Raw genomic sequence first — 17,221 nt, forward strand, 5'->3', positions numbered from 1 at the left:
TAGCCGCATATGGAGTACAGCCCCGCGCCCCTAGGGCATCACCGCTAGCCCTTTTCCAAGTACTGCTCCCTTTCCTCGTCCAGGAGGGCGTCCAAGGCCGTACGGAGGCCAGGCAGCCCCGTCAGCTCGGGATCGGCCTCCACCACCTTCGTCGCCTCCTCCCTCGCCTCCGCGATGACCTCCTCGTCCTCGATGACCGACAGCACCCGCAGGGAAGTGCGCGCACCGGACTGGGCCTGGCCCAGCACGTCGCCCTCCCTCCGCTGCTCCAGGTCGATACGGGAGAGTTCGAAGCCGTCCAGCGTGGAGGCGACGGCGTTGAGGCGTTGGCGGGCGGGGCTGGCCTCGGGCATCTCGGAGACCAGGAGGCAGAGGCCGGGCGCGGAGCCTCGGCCCACTCGGCCGCGCAGCTGGTGGAGTTGGGAGACGCCGAAGCGGTCGGCGTCCATGATCACCATGGCGGTGGCGTTGGGCACGTTGACGCCGACCTCGATGACCGTGGTGGCGACCAGGACGTCGGTGTCCCCGGCGGCGAAACGGCGCATCACGGCGTCCTTGTCGTCGGGGTGCATACGGCCGTGCAGGACCTCGATCCTGAGTCCCTGGAGGGGGCCCTTGGCGAGTTGGGCCGCGATGTCGAGGACGGCGAGCGGTGGGCGCTTCTCGGCCTCGTCCTCGGGGGACTTCTTCTTGCCGGCCTTCTTGGGGTCGTCCTCCTCGTCGCCGATGCGGGGGCAGACGACGTAGGCCTGGTGGCCGTTGCCCGCCTCTTCGCGCACTCGTTCCCAGGCGCGGGCCAGGAAATGGGGCTTGTCGGCGGCGGGGACCACGTGGCTGGCGATCGGTGAGCGGCCGGCCGGGAGCTGGTCGAGGACGGAGGTCTCCAGGTCGCCGAAGACCGTCATGGCGACCGTGCGCGGGATGGGGGTGGCGGTCATGACGAGGAGGTGCGGGGGCTGCTTGCCCTTGCCGCGCAGGGCGTCGCGTTGCTCCACGCCGAAGCGGTGCTGTTCGTCGACCACGACCAGGCCCAGGTCGTGGAACTGGACCTTGTCCTCGATCAACGCGTGCGTGCCGATCACGATCCCGGCCTCGCCGGTGACGAGATCGAGGAGGGCCTGGCGGCGGGCGGCGGTCCCCATGGAGCCGGTGAGGAGCGTGACCTTGGTGGCCCGCTCGGCCCCGCCCAGCATCCCGCCCTCGGCCAGCTCCCCCATCATCTCGGTGATGGAGCGGTGATGCTGCTGGGCGAGCACTTCGGTGGGCGCGAGCATCGCGGCCTGGCCGCCGGCGTCGACCACGGCGAGCATGGCGCGGAGGGCGACCATCGTGTTGTGGGTCACTGTGAAGTTGTCGGTGACGTAGGCGTGGCTTGGGTGCGCGACGCTGATGCACTGGACGGGCTTGCGTCCGACGTACTCGACTGCTCGGATTCCGCGGCGGAACGTGTTGTATTTCGGCCTGGTCCTTACGCGTTCGGCCTTGCGGGCGAGCCTGAACGGTCCGTAGTCATCGGGCAGTGCCACGGAGACGTTGAGGGACGCCTTCTTCGGCAGGACACGCGCTCGACCGCCGAGTGAACGCACCAGCCAGGCAACATCGTTTGCCAATGCGAGCGAGGCAGAACAGAAGGAGATGCTGAAGCCGTCTGCGTCGACGGTGCCATCCGTGTCCATCAGCCCTTGCAGCAGAGCAAGGCGGTTCTTGATCGATGTGTTCTTGAACGCGTCGGGAACGAACTTGCCGTGCGATGTGACGCCCCAGAGATTCAGCCCCCGCAGGGTCTGGATCACGGGGTTACGGACGCCTCCGGCCCGTTGGGCAAGCTGAATGGTGAAGTCACAACGGGTTCCCTTCACCGGGACCACTTGGCACTCCGGGGCCACAGCTGTCGCCACGGCGTCACGAATCTCGTCGTCCATCGTGGACAACCGCAGATCGTGCCGGAACGAGCCGCCTCCCAGAAGGACACCGAACAGGTAGGGATCGAGAGGCAGTCCGCAGTCGCCTCCGAGATCGACCGGGGCAGCTGCTGGGAGATACCACTTCGAGGATCCGTTGGCCTTGAACGTGTCCAGACGGATCTCCCGAGTCGTCATGACTTCGGGAGCCTGTCCTCGGTGCCACCCGCAGCTCGTACCGACGATCCAAAGGTGCTCGTCGTCGCACTCCACATGGCTCCCGTCGGACAGGAGCAAGCGCCAGACCTCGCGCTCTCCCTGGGGGAAAACCCCGTCGATCAATGCGATCTCCCCGTCCGGCACGACAACCTCGTCCCCCACCTTCAGATCGCCCATACGGCGGAACCCGGCGGGCGTGAGCACGAGGGAATCGAGGGGCTGGGCCTTCCCCGATCCGACCTCCCCCTGCAACAACCGATGCATCGGATGCTCCGTAGCCAGGTCGTCGAAGATCTCCCTGGAGACCTTCACCTGGCCGTCCGTGAGGGTGAACGGGAGGCGGTCGTCGAAGGCGGTGAGGAGGCCGTCGGGGGACGGTTTGCGGGCTACGGCCGGGAGTTGGGCGTCGGTGTGGCGGCGGCGGGCGAGGGCGACCTGGAGGACGAAGGCCTCGTCCCACTTGAGGCGGTCGCGGGCGGCGGCGATGTCCGCCTTGGTGTGGGGGCGGTGGATCTTGAGAAGGGCTTCGGGGAGGGAGACAAGGCCGCGGCCCTCGCGGAGGGAGTCCGGGAGGGGGTCGACGGCCTCCTGGGCGCTGGGCAGGACCGTCTGGAGGGCCTTGCCGATCTTCCAGGACTCCAGTTTGGCGGTGGCGGGGTAGAGGGGGATCAGGCTGCCCGCCCAGGTCTCCACCGTTTCCTCGGTGTCACCCTTGAGCAACTCGTATGCCGGGTGGGCGAGTTGCAGACGGCGGTTGAAGACGGAGACCTTGCCGGCGAACATCGCGCGTGTGCCCGGCAGGAGTTCCTTGTGGGGTTTGTGAACTCCTGAGCCGAAGAAGACGAGTTGGAGCCGGCCGCTGCCGTCCGTGATCGTGACTTCGAGACGCTGGCCCTTGCCCCGGGGGGCCTTGCTGGACGCGAAGGTGTGCAGACGGGCGTCGGCGACCTGGGCGACCACGGTGACGTGCTCGTCCATCGGCAGCTCGGCGAGGTGCGTGAGCTGGCCACGCTCCTCGTACCGGCGCGGGTAGTGGTGCAGGAGGTCGCCCACGGTGTGCAGGCCGAGATGCTCGGCCATCACCTTCGCGGTGGCGGGGCCGAGCACCTTTTTGAGTGGTTCTTCCAGTGCGGGCACGAGATCCATTGCACACCACGCCACTGACAATGCCGTATACGTCTTGCGAAACCCCTGGTCAGGCGGGTCGTTCGGGCTCTAGGATGGCGCGCTCCGGCCATCCCCCGCGGTCACCGCCTCACAGGGACCGCCCGACCCCCGCGCCGTTCGCACCTTCCCCCACCTCGGCGCTGCGACGATGGACTCCCAGACCTCACAGTCATCCCAGGCATCAGAGCCACCTCATACGTTCCAGGTCGACCTGCGCGGTCTGGTGGACCTGCTCTCCCATCACCTCTACTCCAGCCCCAAGGTCTATCTGCGCGAGCTGCTGCAGAACGCGGTGGACGCGATCACCGCCCGCCGGGCCGAGCAGCCCGACTGCCCTGCCCTGGTGCGGTTGTACGCCGAGGGCGGCACCCTGCGCGTCGAGGACTCCGGCGTCGGGCTCACCGAGGCGGACGTGCACAACCTGCTGGCGACGATCGGCCGTAGCTCCAAGCGTGCCGAGGGGCTCCAGGAGGTCCGCTCCGAGTTCCTGGGCCAGTTCGGCATCGGGCTGCTCGCCTGTTTCGTGGTCGCCGAGCGGATCCGGGTCGTCAGCCGCAGCGCCCGTACGCCGGACGCGCCGCCCGTGGAGTGGACGGCGACCGACGACGGGTCGTACACCGTGCGGACGCTGCCCGCCACCGAGCACCCCGAACCGGGCACCACCGTGCACCTGGTGGCGCGTGCCGGGGCCGGCGAGTGGCTCACCAAGGAGCGCGTCCTCGCGCTGGCGCGGGACTTCGGGGCGCTGCTGCCGTACGACGTGCGGGTGGACGGTGAGGCGATCACCGATCTGCCCGCGCCCTGGGACCGTTCGTACCCGAGTCCCAGCACCCGCAGGGTGGCGCTGGCCCGGCACTGTCACGAGCTGTTCGGGTTCACGCCGCTGGACTCGATCGAGCTGTCCGTCCCGCTCGCCGGGATCCGGGGGGTGGCCTACGTCCTTCCGAGCGCCGTCAGTCCGGCGCAGCGGGCGACGCACCGGGTGCATCTCAAGGGCATGCTGCTGACCGAGCGGGCCGAACAGCTGCTGCCCGACTGGGCGTTCTTCGTGCGCTGTGTGCTGGACACGGACAGCCTGCGGCCCACGGCCTCGCGCGAGTCGCTGTACGAGGACGAGACGCTGGCCGCCGTACGGGAGGCGCTCGGGGAAAGGATTCGCTCCTGGCTGACCGGGCTGGCGGCGGGCGATCCGGAGCGGCTGGCCGCGTTCCTGTCGGTGCACCACCTGGGGGTGAAGTCCCTGGCGCGGCACGACAAGGAGATGCTGCGCACGATGCTGCCGTGGCTCCCCTTCGAGACGACCGACGGACGGGTCTCCCTGGAGGAGTTCGCGCAGCGCCACCCGGTGGTCCACTTCACGCGGACCGTCGAGGAGTACCGGCAGGTCGCCCCGATCGCGTCCGCGCAGGGCATCGGGGTGGTCAACGGCGGTTACACCTACGACGGCGAGCTGGTCGAGGCGCTGCCGTCGGTGCGCCCGGGGACGGTGGTCGCCGAGCTGGACTCGGACACCGTGACCGCGCACCTGGACTCGGTCGACCCGGCCGAGGAACTGGCGCTGGCGGACTTCCTGGCCGCCGCGCGGGCCAGACTGGACCCCCTGGGCTGCGATGTCGTGCTGCGGGCCTTCCATCCGCTGTCGGTGCCCGCGCTGCACCTGGACGACCGCTCGGCCCGGCACGAGCAGGCCCGCGCGGAGGCCGAGGAGCAGGCCGACGACCTGTGGGCGGGCATCCTCGGTTCACTGCGGGGCAGCGCTCCCCGCGCGCGTCTCGTGCTCAACCATCTCAACCCGCTGATCCGGCGCATCAGTTCACTCAGGGACCGGGACCTGATCGGGACGGCCACGGAGTCCCTGTACGGGCAGGCGCTCCTGATGGCGCAGCGACCACTGCGCCCCGCCGACTCAGCACTGCTGAACCGGGCGTTCATCGGCCTCCTGGAGTGGGCCACACACGGGGAGGGCGACCACTGATGACAGGGATCACGGACATCGACGCGCTGCGCCGGGCGATGGCGGAGAACTCCGAGGAGCCGGAGGGACCGGCCCGCAACGCGCGCGCGGAGCACCTGCTCGCCGAGGCCGAGAAGCTGGACATCCCCCTCGCGGTGATCGAGGCGCTCGGACACCAGCTGAAGGTCTACAACTACAGCTCCGAGAAGGCGAAGATGTTCGTCCCCTTCGCGCGCCTGCTGCGCATGTGGGACGAGAAGCCCGAGGACTTCGACGAGTACGAGGTCCACTCGCTGCACTGGGTCTTCAAGTGGATGTCGTCCGGCATGCTCGGCCAGCCGCACATCCCGCTCGCCTCGATCGAGAAGTGGCTCGGCGAGATGGAGCACCGCTACCGGCTGGCCGGGCACTCCGAACGGGCCGTCCGCAGCGCCGAGTTCAGCGTCGCCTCGCACATCGGGGACCTGGCGCGGGCCGAGCGGGCGTACGCCGCGTGGCTGGCCGCCGACCGGGACACCATGGCCGACTGCCACGCGTGCGAACTGCACAGCCAGGGCGAGTGGCAGGTGCGGCGGGAGCGGGACGCCGAGGCCCTCACCCTGTGGGGGCCGGTCCTGGAGGGCGAGTTCACCTGCGCCCACGAGCCGCACACCGTCCTCGCCTCCTCCCTGGCGCCCCTGCTGCGTCTGGGGCGGCCCGACGAGGCGCGCGCCCATCACCTGCGGGGCTTCCGTCTCGTACGACCCATGGAGAGCATGCGGGGCGCGTACGCGGACCATGTGGAGTTCTGCGCCCTGAGCGGCAACGAGGCGCGCGGTCTGGAGCTGCTCGCGGAGCGTCCGGCGTACTTCACGGACTCCGGGAACCCGAGCAGCGGGCTGGACTTCCTGTCCGTGGTGACGCTGCTGATGAACCGCCTGACCGAGCTGGGGCTCGGCGACCAGCGGGTGCCGGGCCCGGCCGGCCGTGCCTGGACGGCACGCGAACTCGCCGTCCACGCGCGCGCGGAGACCCTCGCGCTGGCCGCCCGCTTCGACGAGCGGAACGGCACGACGTACGTCGGGGACCGGGCACGCGCGCGTATGGACCAGCAACCCCTGGTGGAACGCCTCCCCCTGGGAGTGCGTTCGGCGGGCCGGCCGACCACGGCACCGGTGCCGCCGAGTACCGCACCTGAGCCCGCTCCGAAGAAGGACCTCTCCGAACTCCTCACGGAGGCGCGGCGGCTGTCGGACACGCTCCAACCGCACGCCGTGGAGGCCTGGTTGACGGTCGCCCGGGCCGCCGAGGGCGTGGAGCTGGCCGCCCTCGACCGCGCCGAGATCGCCGACCACCAGGCGATGGACCAGGGCCCCGAGGGCATCGCCCTCTTCGAGCGCGCCGCCGAGCTGTACGCGGAGGCGGGCGACCCCGGGGAGGCGTTGGCGGCACGCGCGCGTGGAGCGTACGTACGCGCTCTCACGGGCGAGGTCGACGAGGCCCTCGCGGCGATCTCCGGGCCGTACGACGGGGTGCTCGCCCTGTACTCCGAGGACGCCACGGGCGTACGGCAGACGGCGGCCGTGCTGATGAGCCGGGCCCGCATCCTGATGCGGGGTGTGCAGGAGGACCCCTCGGGCGACTCCCCCAGCAGCGCGGTCCTGGCCGCCGCCGAAGCCGCCGTCCGTGAGGTGCTCGCCCTGGTCGAGGGGCAGCCCCTCCAGGGTGGCACGGCCGACGTCCGGCTGGCCGCGCGGGGTGCCGAGGGGCAGGCGATGCTGGCCGAGCTGGCGGTGCGGGGCGGGGACGTGGAGACGGCCGTACGGCTGTTCTCGAAGGCGACGACGGCCTTCGTGGGCGCGGGGCTGCCGTGGTTCGCGGTGGAGTACGAGGCCCGGCTGGCCGGGCTCGCCCATCACCTCGGGGACATCGCGGAGGCGGAGCGGGCGCTGCGGGCGGCCCTGGAGCACGGTGGGCCGTATCTGGAGGCTCCAGGGAAGGCGCAGCTGCATCTTCAGCTCGCCGAGGTGCTCGGCGGCCGGGGGCGGTCCGAGGAGGCCGCGGAACACGCCCTGGAGGCCGCGCACTGGTCCGACGAGGCGGGCGAGGGCCCGACACTGGGTGCCTGGGCACGCCACCAGCTCGGCGGCTTCCTGCTGCGCCAGGGCCGGTGGGCCGAGGCCGCGGAGGTGCTGGAGTCGGCGCTGCCCGACCTGAGCGCCGCGACGCACGGCGACGGCGCGGTCGTACAGGCGCAGTGGTGGCTCGGGGACTGTCTGAGCGAGCTGGGCGAGCACCGGGCGGCTGCCGAGCGGCGGTTGCAGGCCGCCGAGATCGCCCGGCACTGGCCCGAGCAGAACGACCACGCGACGCTCGCGCACCTCGCGGCCGAGTCGCTGGGGCACGCGGAGCTGCACGCCGAGGCGGACCGGGCGTACGCGCGCGCGGGTGACCTGTGGCGGACCCTGGGGAACGTGCACGGGCTCGTCCGCTCGCTGCGCGCCCGCGCGTGGCTGGCGCTGCGCGCGGACCAGGAGGACCGGGGCCTGGACGGCGCGCGGGAGTTGATGTCGGCCGCGATCGAGGAGTGCGAGGCCGCGCTGCTCGTGACGGACGACGAGGAGGCACGGCAGCGGCTCACCGGTGAACTCGCCCACACCCACCGCCAGTTCGGCGAGCTACTGGCGCGTTCCGTCGCCGAGGAGGCCGAGGACACCGCGATCCGGGCCGCGTTCGAGGACGCCCTGACGCAGACCTCGGAAGCGGTCACCGTCTTCGCCGCCCTCGGGGAGGGCGCGGTGCACACCCGCACCAGCGCCGAACTCGCCGCGGGCTGGCTGGAGGCCGGCCTCAGCCGTCCCGCCGACGCGGCGGCACGCGCGCGTGGCGTGCTGAAGGCCTACGAGGGTGCCGACGACGGCGACGAGACGGTACGGGCCCGTCGCGCCGAGGCGGAGCAGCTCCTCCAACTCATGGAGGAGCAGACGGGCGAGTAGGGGTCTACTCCACGCCGATGAGCAACAAGGCGCCCTGCCGGCCGCCGCGGTACACCACCGTGTCGACGGCGAGGTACGACTCCCGGACGTGCGCCTCCAGGATGTCGGCGACGCTCGCCGGGGCGTCGTCGCCGAGGACGAACGTGACGAGTTCGCCGCCGGCCGCGAGCATGCGGTCGAGGACGGACCGGGCGGTGGCCGTGACATCGACGCCGATCACGGCCACGTCGCCGTCGACGAGGCCCAGGACGTCCCCGGCCTGGCAGATGCCGGCCATGGTCCAGGACTGGCGTTCCGCGACGGCGACCTCGGCGTAGCGGGTCGCGCCCGCCGCCGAGGTCATCGAGACGACGTCCTCGTCGAAGCGGCGCTCCGGCTCGTGCACGGCGAGCGCCGCGATCCCCTGCACCGCGGACCGCGTCGGGATCAGCGCGACCCGGATGCCCTCGGCGCGGGCCTGCTCGGCGGCAGCGGCGGCGGTGTGGCGCAGGTCCGCGTCGTTGGGCAGCAGCACGACCTCACGCGCGTGTGCCCGCCGCACGGCCGCGACCAACTCCCCGCTGGCGGGCGGCTCCCCGGGGCGCGCGAGCACGGTGGTCGCGCCCGCCTCGCCGTAGAGCCCCGCCAGACCCTCGCCGGGAACCACGGCGACGACGGCCCGCTGCGCGCGTTCCCGGGGCGGCCGTTCGGCACCGGTGGTGTGGACGTCACCGAGCCCGAAGTGGGTGATCCGGATGCGGTACGGCCGTCCCGCCTCGACGCCCGCCTCCACGGCGGCGCCGGCGTCGTCGACATGCACGTGGACGTTCCACAGGCCGTCGCCGCCGACCACGACGAGCGAGTCGCCGAGGGCGTCGAGTCGGTCCCGCAGCCGTGTCACGGCCGAGTCGTCGGCCTCCAGGAGGTAGATCACCTCGAAGGCGGGGCCGCCGTCCTGGAGTGCTTCCGGACCGTCCTCGCAGACGGTGACGTCGGCGGCATCGGGAACACCGGACGGGACTTCAGGGGCACCGGAAGCCAGAACGGCCTCCATGCGTGCGTGCGTCACATCAGCGGCCACGCGTGCGTGCCCCCCGAAGACCGGCGCCTCCCGTGTGAACGTCTCCACCAGCGCGGCCAGCACCGCCACCAGCCCCCGCCCGCCCGCGTCGACGACTCCCGCGCGCTCCAGGACGGCCAGTTGCCCCGGGGTCGCGGCCAGCGCCGCGCACGCCCCGTCGTAGGCGGCCCGTGCGACGGTCCCGCAGTCGCCCTCGGTGTCGCCGGCCGCGTCGGCAGCCGCCGAGGCGACCGAGAGGACCGTGCCCTCGACCGGGTGGGCCACCGCGTGCCGGGCGGAGTCGGCCGCGCGCCGCAGGGCGAGCCGCAGCCCTTCTCCGTCCGTGTGAGCCGTCTCGCCGTCGGCGGCGAGCACCTGGGCCATGCCCCGCAGCAGCTGCGCGAGGATCGTCCCGGAGTTGCCGCGCGCCCCTATGAGCGCTCCGTGGGCCATCGCGCGGGCGGCGTCGGCCAGCGGCGGCTTCTGCTCGGTCAGGGTGCCGTGTCCGTCGAACACCGCCTCGACCGCGGCGACGGCGGACTCCATGGTCAGGTACAGGTTGGTACCGGTGTCCCCGTCGGCCACGGGATACACGTTGATCGCGTCGATCTCCTCGCGCGCACGCCCCAGCGCCCGCAGCGCGAGACCGCACCAGGTACGCACCGCGAGAGCATCGAAGAATGTCTGCGGCACCTGCGGCACCTGCGCCTCCTTGAGCTGCTGGACTGGGAACGCAGCGTAGACCCCGGGGCGGCCCCTGCCCGAGGAGGGCCGGAGTGGGCCCCCGACCAGGCATGGTAGTTTCGTTGTACTGGCGCAGCCCTTGTATCCTGCTCCGGTTGCCCGGTCCCGATCGGGCCATCCCCACTGGCAGCACCACTCAGATCTTACGATCTCGATTGCGACGTCTGCGGCAGGGGACCGGGCTTCGGCAACGACATCTCGCGCTGACGTACTGCTAGCGCAACGCCCACCCGTGATCCACAGGGCCGATCCCGCCGCCCAGCGCGAACCCCGCCGCGATCGCCCCCGTGACATACGCCTTCGCCGCCGTCACCGCCTCCGGCACCGACCGCCCCAGGGCGAGATGCGCGGCGATCGCCGAGGCGAGGGTGCAGCCCGTGCCGTGGGTGTGCCGGTTGTCGTACCGGGGTGCGCGCAGCCAGTGCTCCTCGGAGCCGTCGGTCAGCAGGTCCACGGCGTCGCCGGGCAGATGACCGCCCTTGACCAACGCCCAGCGCGGCCCGTACGCGAGCACAGCCGACGCGGCCTCCCGCAGCTGCTCCTCCGACTCGACCCGTACACCGGTCAGCTGAGCCACCTCGTCGAGGTTCGGCGTCGCCACGGTCGCCACCGGCAACAGCTTCGTCCGTACGGCGTCCAGCGCGGAGGCCGCCAGCAGCGAGTCCCCGTGCTTCGAGACGCCCACCGGGTCGACGACGACCGGCGCGTCCGTCCCGCCGAGCAACTCCGCGACGGCCCCGACGAGTTCGGCCGAAGCGAGCATCCCGGTCTTCACCGCCTGGACGCCGATGTCGTCGACGACGCTGCGGTACTGGGCGCGCACCGCCTCCGCCGGAAGTTCCCAAGCCCCTTGCACCCCGAGGGAGTTCTGCGCGGTGACCGCCGTGACGACGCTCATGCCGTGCACGCCGAGCGCGAGCATCGTCTTCAAGTCGGCCTGGATTCCCGCCCCTCCACCGGAGTCGGAGCCGGCCACCGTGAGGACGTTGGGCTTCACGACTCGATGTCCCCGAAGTGGTCCCAGCCGCCCTTGCTGGTCCACGGCGCCCCGTCCACCGTCACCTGGGGCAGCGCGGAGGGGTTGAGGACCTCGCCGATGACCTTCCAGCGGGCCGGCAGCTTCACGTCCGGCGCGAAGGTCGCCACGATCGCGTGGTCCTCTCCCCCGGTGAGCACCCACTGGATGGGGTCGACGCCGACGGCCTGCCCGATGTCGTTCATCTGCGTGGGGATGTCGATCGCGCCCGATCGGATGTCGATCCGGACCTTGCTGGCCTCCGCGATGTGCCCGAGGTCGGCGATCAGCCCGTCGCTGACGTCGCACATCGAGGTCGCGCCGAGCCCGGCCGCCGCCGGTCCCGCGTGATACGGCGGCTCGGGGCGCCGGTGCGCCTCCACGAACGCGCGCGGCGAGCGGAAACCCCGCGACAGCACCGCGAACCCGGCCGCCGACCAGCCCAGCCAGCCCGTCACGGCGACCACGTCACCGGGCTGCGCGCCGCCCCGGGTGACCGGCTCGCGGCCCCGCAGATCGCCGAGCGCGGTGATCGACACCATGATCGTGTCGCCCCGTACGACATCGCCGCCGACCACCGAGGCACCCGCGACCTGGCACTCGTCGCGCAGGCCGTCCATCAGCTCCATGGGCCAGGTGACCGGGAGTTCGGCCGGTACGACGAGGCCGAGGAGCAGCGCGGTCGGTACGGCGCCCATGGCGGCGATGTCCGCGAGGTTCTGCGCGGCGGCCTTGCGCCCGACGTCGTAGGCGGTGGACCAGTCGCGGCGGAAGTGCCGCCCCTCCAGCAGGATGTCGGTGCTCGCCACGACCCTGCGGTCGGGCGCGGCGACGACCGCGGCGTCGTCGCCGGGGCCGACCCGGACCGCGGGAGTGGTGGTGAGCCGGGAAGTGAGCTCCCTGATGAGCCCGAACTCCCCCAACTCACCGACGGTGCCCTTCATCGTTCGTCCTCTTCTCGTGACGGCAGCGCCCGGTCGCGAGCCGTCGGTGTGCTCGGTACGGTCGAGGTGACCGTCGACTTCAGTCGTGCCCACGTCCCGGCACGGGGGCCCGGGCCGCCGCGGGTCTCCCCGCGGCGAGCGGCGACGCGATACCGTGGCGTTCCTTTTCCCCACATGATCCTCGTGGCCGCCCTGGAGGTTCCGTGGTACAGGCGTACATCCTGATCCAGACGGAGGTCGGCAAGGCGTCGACCGTCGCCGATACGATCAGCAAGATTCCTGGAGTGATCCAGGCCGAGGACGTGACAGGACCGTACGACGTGATCGTGCGGGCCCAGGCCGACACGGTCGACGACCTCGGCCGCATGGTGGTCGCCAAGGTCCAGCAAGTGGACGGCATCACCCGCACCCTGACCTGCCCGGTGGTGCATCTGTAGCCCCCGTCTACCCTTGGCCGGTGAACTCTCTCCGTCCCCGGCACCGTTCTGTCCTAGGGCTGTCCGTGCTCGCCCTGCTGGTCACCGTCGCGGGCTGCTCCTCAGCAGACGACAGCGTGTCGGCGGCGGTTCCCTCGCCGGGCGCGAAGGTCACCGGGCTGTGCCGGAATCTGGACAAGGTGCTGCCGTCCCACGTCGACGGCCAGGGCCGCCGGGATCCCGAGCCCGCGTCCGCGCTGACCGCGGGCTGGGGGAACCCGGCGATCATACTGCGCTGCGGTGTCGTGAGACCCGCGAAGATGAACGACCCGGAGGCCGACGGCGTCGAGGTGAACGGGGTCGGCTGGCTGCTGCAGAAGCAGGACGACGGCTCCTTCCGGTTCACCACGACGCTGCGGAAGGCGTACGTCGAGGTGACCATCCCGAAGGACCGCACCGGAGACGGACTGGCGCCCCTGGTCGACCTGGCGAAGGCCGTCAAGAAGGCGATCCCCGAAGGGATCGCCGACTAGACCGACCGCTGGTCCAACTGGACCGACCGGTTCAGCGCAGTCCCGTGGACCGGCGCAGCGCCGCCTGGATCAGGAGTTCCACCAGCTCGGGGTAGCTCACCCCGCTCGCCTGCCACATCTGCGGGTACATCGAGATCGGTGTCATGCCGGGCATGGTGTTGATCTCGTTGATGACGAACTCGCCGTCCTCGGTGAGGAAGAAGTCCGCGCGCACGAGTCCCTCGCAGGAGGCCGCCTCGAAGGCGTCCACGGCGAGCTTCTGGACCTCGGCGGTCTCCTCCGGGGTCAGCGGGGCGGGCACGATGCCGGGGGTCGAGTCGATGTACTTCGCCTCGAAGTCGTAGTACGCGTGCGCGTCCGGCGGCGGAATCTCGGAAGGCACGCTCGCGCGCGGCCCGTCCTCGAACTCCAGCACCCCGCACTCGATCTCGCGTCCGCGCAGCCCGGCCTCCACGAGGATCTTCGGGTCGTGCCGCTGCGCCTCCGCGATCGCCTCGTCGAGTCCGGCGAGGTCGTCGACCTTGGTGATGCCGATCGACGAACCCGCGCGCGCGGGCTTCACGAACAGCGGCCAGCCGTGCTCACCCGCGAAGTCGACGATCTTCTTGCGGGCGGCGGACTCCTCCCGCTCCCACTCGCGGGGCCGGATCACCACGTAGGGGCCGACCTTGAGACCGAACGAGGTGAACACCCGCTTCATGTACTCCTTGTCCTGGCCGACGGCCGAGGCGAGCACACCCGCGCCCACGTACGGGACACCGGACAGCTCCAGGAGTCCCTGAAGGGTGCCGTCCTCGCCGTAGGGGCCGTGCAGGACGGGGAAGACGACGTCGACCTCGCCGAGGGCCTTGGGCACGGATCCCGGTTCGCTGACGACGACTTCGCGGTTCCCGGGGTCGAGCGGGAGCACCACTCCGCCCTCGCTCGACTCGGTGAGCTGGTCGACGTCCGGGGTGCGGCGGTCGGTGATCGCCATGCGTTCCGGTGCGTCGGCGGTGAGGGCCCAGCGGCCTTCGCGGGTGATGCCGATCGGCAGGACGTCGTACTTGGTCCGGTCGATGGCCCCGAGGACGGCGCCGGCGGTGACCACGGAGATCCCGTGTTCAGAGCTGCGACCGCCGAACACGACGGCCACACGCGGCTTGCGAGGCGGCTGCTCAGGGTTCTGGGAGAGGTTCTCGGTGCTCATATCGCGATGAGAGTACCCGGTGGTCGTGGCTTGAGTCAGCGTCCGTTGACGGGCGGCGGTTCGATCAGCGCCCCAAAGGGGCGCGGGGCTGTATCGATATGCGGCTACCGCCGCGTGAGCGCGACAAGCCACGACGGCGCCGCAGCCACCCGACGACGCCATGCGACCCCTCACCCAGCGGAGCGTTCCGCGTCCGTTGACTCGCGTTGCTCACCGTCGCTCGGGCTTCGCGCTGCGCGACATCAGCTCCTTCACCGCGACCACCGGCGACTTCCCCTCGTGCACGATCTCGAACACCGTCTCGGTGATCGGCATGTCGACCTCGTGCCGTCGGGCCAAGTCCAGCACGGACTCACAGGACTTGACACCCTCCGCGGTCTGCTTGGTGACCGCGATCGTCTCCTGGAGGGTCATGCCCTTGCCGAGGTTCGTACCGAAGGTGTGGTTGCGCGACAACGGCGAGGAACAGGTCGCCACCAGGTCACCCAGACCCGCGAGCCCGGAGAACGTGAGCGGATCCGCGCCCATCGCGATACCGAGCCGGGTCGTCTCGACGAGACCGCGCGTGATGAGCGACCCCTTCGCGTTGTCTCCGAGCCCCATGCCGTCCGCGATGCCGACGGCGAGCCCGATCACGTTCTTCACCGCGCCGCCGAGCTCGCAGCCCACGACGTCGGTGATGGTGTACGGCCTGAAGTACGGCGTGTGGCAGGCGGACTGGAGCCGGCGGGCCACGGCCTCGTCGGTGCAGGCGACCACCGCGGCGGCCGGCATCCGGGAGGCGATCTCGCGTGCGAGGTTGGGCCCGGAGACCACGGCGATACGGTCCTGGCCGACCTTGGCGACGTCTTCGATGACCTCGCTCATCCGCATGACGGAGCCGAGTTCGACGCCCTTCATGAGCGAGACGAGGACCGTGTCGGGCGCCAACAGGGGTGCCCATTCGGCCAAGTTGGCGCGCAGCGTCTGCGAAGGGACCGACAGGACGGTGAAGTCGGCGTGGGCGGCGGCCTCGGCGGGGTCGGTGGTGGCCCGCAGGTTCTCCGGGAGTTCGACGCCGGGGAAGTAATCGGGGTTCGTACGCGTGGAGTTGATGGCTTCCACGACTTCCGCGCGGCGCCCCCACAGGGTGACCTCGCACCCCGCGTCGGCGAGCACCATGCCGAAGGCCGTGCCCCACGAACCGGCGCTGAAGACAGCCGCCTTGACCGGCTTGCTCACGTGCCCTGCCCCTCTTCCTGCTCGACCTTCGGCTCGGTCGCCGACTCGGCCCGCGCCTCCGACTCCTGGGTTTCCGCGGCTGTCCGCCGCCGCTGCTCGATCCGCTCGCGGCGCGGGTCGTAGGGCGTCTCGGGTGCCTTCGCGCCGCGGATCTGCTCCAACAGGCGGGTGATGTCGGCCATGATGACCTCGGTCGCCTCCTTGAGGAGGTCCGGGCTCATGTCCTTGCCGTAGAAGCGCGTGAGGTCCACCGGCGGGCCCGCGAGCACATGGCTGGTCTTGCGCGGAAAGACGTGCAGCTTCTTGGCGTACGGAGGGAGCAACTCGTTGGCGCCCCACTGCGCTACGGGAATCACCGGGCACTTGGTCTGCAGGGCCACGCGCGCGGCACCGGTCTTGGCGGTCATCGGCCACTGGTCGGGGTCCCGGGTGATGGTGCCCTCGGGATAGAAGGCGACGCACTCACCGCGCTCCACGGCGTCGATCGCGGCGCGGAAGGCGCTCAGCGCGTCGGTGGTCTCGCGGTAGACGGGGATCTGTCCGGTGCCGCGCATCGCGGCGCCGACGAATCCCTTCCGGAAAAGCCCGCTCTTCGCCAGGAATCGCGGAACGCGCCCGGTGTTGTACTGAAAGTGAGCGTACGCGAAGGGGTCCACGTGCGAATTGTGGTTCACCGCGGTGATAAATCCGCCCTCGGCCGGAATGTGCTCCATTCCACGCCAGTCCCGCTTGATCAGAACCACCAACGGCGGTTTGCAGAGGACCGCTGCGAAGCGGTACCAGAACCCGATTCTGCGGCGGGGCACGCGAACACCTTCCTCTAGGGCCTGGGGGGCCGCACAAGTGTCGCCCGAGGCCGTCGGTCTGTCGAGAACACCGTACGCCCCGCCACCGACACCGCCAGGGGTGCCGGGTGACAATGGCCGCGACAAGAGAGGGACGGAACGCTCGTGCAGTGGACCTTGGTCATACCCCTGAAGTCTCTGGCGCGAGCCAAGAGCAGGCTCTCGGACACCGCGGACGACGGCCTGCGTCCGGGCCTCGCCCTCGCCTTCGCCCAGGACACCGTGGCGGCCGTGCTGGCCTGCCGGGCGGTCCGCGATGTGGCGGTCGTCACGGACGACGCCCTGGCCGGCCGCGAACTCGCCGCGCTGGGCGCCCGTATCGTCGCCGACGAGCCGGGAGACGGCCTGAACGCCGCTCTGCGGCACGCGGCGGCGGTCGTACGGGTTTCCCGACCCGAAAGCGCGGTCGCGGCCCTGAACGCCGATCTGCCGGCGCTGCGCCCCGCGGAATTGGCCCGTGTCCTGGATGCCGCGGCGGAATTCCCGCGCGCTTTTCTCCCGGACGCGGCCGCAATCGGCACCACCTTGCTCACCGCGCGAGAGGGCCGCGAATTGCGCCCGGCATTCGGCACGGATTCCCGCGCCCGCCATCGCGCTTCGGGGGCGAGCGAACTCACCCTGGACGCGGTGGATTCCGTACGCCAGGACGTGGACACCGGCGAGGACCTGCGGGCGGCGCTGGCCCTGGGAGTGGGGCCGCGCACCGCGGCAGCGGCGGCGGGGCTGCTGATTCCGGGCCAGCCATAGGCAGGGGCGGGCAGTAGGCTGCGGCCATGCAGGCGACCGCTTACACCTACGACGCCGGGACCCGTACCGGAAGTGTGCTGCTCGACGACGGCACCCCGGTGTCCTTCGGCTCCGCCGCGTTCGACGCGGGCGGGCTGCGGCTGCTGCGGCCGGGACAGCGGGTGCGGATCGAGACCGAGGGGCCGAGGGACGGACTCAGGGTCACGCTGGTGACGCTGCAGACCTTCTGAACACCCGCCTACGGGCCGTGAACACGCCGCGGGCCGGACTCCCAGCGGGAGTCCGGCCCGGCGCGTGAGTGCCCTGCGTTCC

The 17,221-nt window shown here is 71.3% G+C and carries 13 protein-coding genes; 6 read left to right on the top strand and 7 right to left on the bottom strand.

Annotation, left to right across the window (positions count from 1 at the left end; genetic code table 11):
• Nucleotides 1-44: 44 nt before the first annotated feature.
• Nucleotides 45-3,266 (bottom strand): helicase-related protein, encoded by a 3,222-nt coding sequence (locus tag ACIQBL_RS34970; protein WP_401949195.1) that lies wholly within the window; start codon nucleotides 3,264-3,266, stop codon nucleotides 45-47.
• Between the two features lie 169 nt (nucleotides 3,267-3,435).
• On the opposite strand from ACIQBL_RS34970, the gene ACIQBL_RS34975 reads away from it, so the two are divergent.
• Complete coding sequence (locus tag ACIQBL_RS34975; protein ID WP_401949197.1) at nucleotides 3,436-5,262, top strand: HSP90 family protein; 1,827 nt, start codon at nucleotides 3,436-3,438, stop codon at nucleotides 5,260-5,262.
• Nucleotides 5,262-8,216 carry a tetratricopeptide repeat protein gene (locus tag ACIQBL_RS34980; protein WP_401949200.1) on the top strand — a complete coding sequence of 985 codons (2,955 nt, stop codon included), beginning with the start codon at nucleotides 5,262-5,264 and terminating at the stop codon, nucleotides 8,214-8,216. The genes ACIQBL_RS34975 and ACIQBL_RS34980 overlap by 1 nt, the downstream gene beginning before the upstream one ends.
• 4 nt (nucleotides 8,217-8,220) lie before the next feature.
• Here the strand turns inward: ACIQBL_RS34980 and ACIQBL_RS34985 are convergent, their stop codons facing one another.
• From ACIQBL_RS34985 to ACIQBL_RS34995, 3 genes are all read right to left on the bottom strand, one after another.
• The gene (locus ACIQBL_RS34985; protein ID WP_401949203.1) at nucleotides 8,221-9,957 is read right to left on the bottom strand and encodes a DAK2 domain-containing protein; all 1,737 of its coding nucleotides are present in this window, start codon (nucleotides 9,955-9,957) and stop codon (nucleotides 8,221-8,223) included.
• 256 nt (nucleotides 9,958-10,213) lie between these two features.
• On the bottom strand, nucleotides 10,214-10,996 hold the full coding sequence (gene thiD / locus ACIQBL_RS34990; RefSeq protein WP_401949206.1) for a bifunctional hydroxymethylpyrimidine kinase/phosphomethylpyrimidine kinase: 783 nt from the start codon (nucleotides 10,994-10,996) through the stop codon (nucleotides 10,214-10,216).
• Complete coding sequence (locus tag ACIQBL_RS34995) at nucleotides 10,993-11,958, bottom strand: thiamine-phosphate kinase (RefSeq protein WP_043680430.1); 966 nt, start codon at nucleotides 11,956-11,958, stop codon at nucleotides 10,993-10,995. The genes thiD and ACIQBL_RS34995 overlap by 4 nt, the downstream gene beginning before the upstream one ends.
• Before the next feature lie 203 nt (nucleotides 11,959-12,161).
• On the opposite strand from ACIQBL_RS34995, the gene ACIQBL_RS35000 reads away from it, so the two are divergent.
• Both ACIQBL_RS35000 and ACIQBL_RS35005 read left to right on the top strand, forming a co-directional pair.
• Nucleotides 12,162-12,395, top strand: a complete 234-nt coding sequence (locus ACIQBL_RS35000) for an Lrp/AsnC family transcriptional regulator (RefSeq protein WP_019068732.1) — start codon at nucleotides 12,162-12,164, stop codon at nucleotides 12,393-12,395.
• Between the two features lie 20 nt (nucleotides 12,396-12,415).
• On the top strand, nucleotides 12,416-12,907 hold the full coding sequence (locus tag ACIQBL_RS35005; RefSeq protein ID WP_401949209.1) for a DUF3515 domain-containing protein: 492 nt from the start codon (nucleotides 12,416-12,418) through the stop codon (nucleotides 12,905-12,907).
• 31 nt (nucleotides 12,908-12,938) lie between these two features.
• On the opposite strand, the gene ACIQBL_RS35010 is transcribed toward ACIQBL_RS35005, so the two are convergent.
• From ACIQBL_RS35010 to ACIQBL_RS35020, 3 genes are all read right to left on the bottom strand, one after another.
• Nucleotides 12,939-14,096, bottom strand: a complete 1,158-nt coding sequence (locus ACIQBL_RS35010) for a D-alanine--D-alanine ligase family protein (protein WP_401949212.1) — start codon at nucleotides 14,094-14,096, stop codon at nucleotides 12,939-12,941.
• A 210-nt stretch (nucleotides 14,097-14,306) separates the two neighbouring features.
• Nucleotides 14,307-15,317: an NAD(P)H-dependent glycerol-3-phosphate dehydrogenase gene (locus tag ACIQBL_RS35015; protein ID WP_401949214.1), complete on the bottom strand. Its 1,011-nt coding sequence runs from the start codon at nucleotides 15,315-15,317 to the stop codon at nucleotides 14,307-14,309.
• Nucleotides 15,314-16,123 (bottom strand): lysophospholipid acyltransferase family protein, encoded by an 810-nt coding sequence (locus tag ACIQBL_RS35020; protein ID WP_401949217.1) that lies wholly within the window; start codon nucleotides 16,121-16,123, stop codon nucleotides 15,314-15,316. The genes ACIQBL_RS35015 and ACIQBL_RS35020 overlap by 4 nt, the downstream gene beginning before the upstream one ends.
• 144 nt (nucleotides 16,124-16,267) lie before the next feature.
• Here ACIQBL_RS35020 and cofC point away from each other — a divergent pair, with 144 nt between their 5' ends.
• Both cofC and ACIQBL_RS35030 read left to right on the top strand, forming a co-directional pair.
• Complete coding sequence (gene cofC / locus ACIQBL_RS35025) at nucleotides 16,268-16,909, top strand: 2-phospho-L-lactate guanylyltransferase (protein WP_401949220.1); 642 nt, start codon at nucleotides 16,268-16,270, stop codon at nucleotides 16,907-16,909.
• A gap of 26 nt (nucleotides 16,910-16,935) precedes the next feature.
• The gene (locus ACIQBL_RS35030) at nucleotides 16,936-17,139 is read left to right on the top strand and encodes a hypothetical protein (RefSeq protein ID WP_401949223.1); all 204 of its coding nucleotides are present in this window, start codon (nucleotides 16,936-16,938) and stop codon (nucleotides 17,137-17,139) included.
• Nucleotides 17,140-17,221: the final 82 nt, after the last annotated feature.

It is taken from the genome of Streptomyces sp. NPDC088350 (assembly GCF_044753545.1).
In the GTDB taxonomy this organism is placed as follows: Bacteria; Actinomycetota; Actinomycetes; order Streptomycetales; family Streptomycetaceae; genus Streptomyces.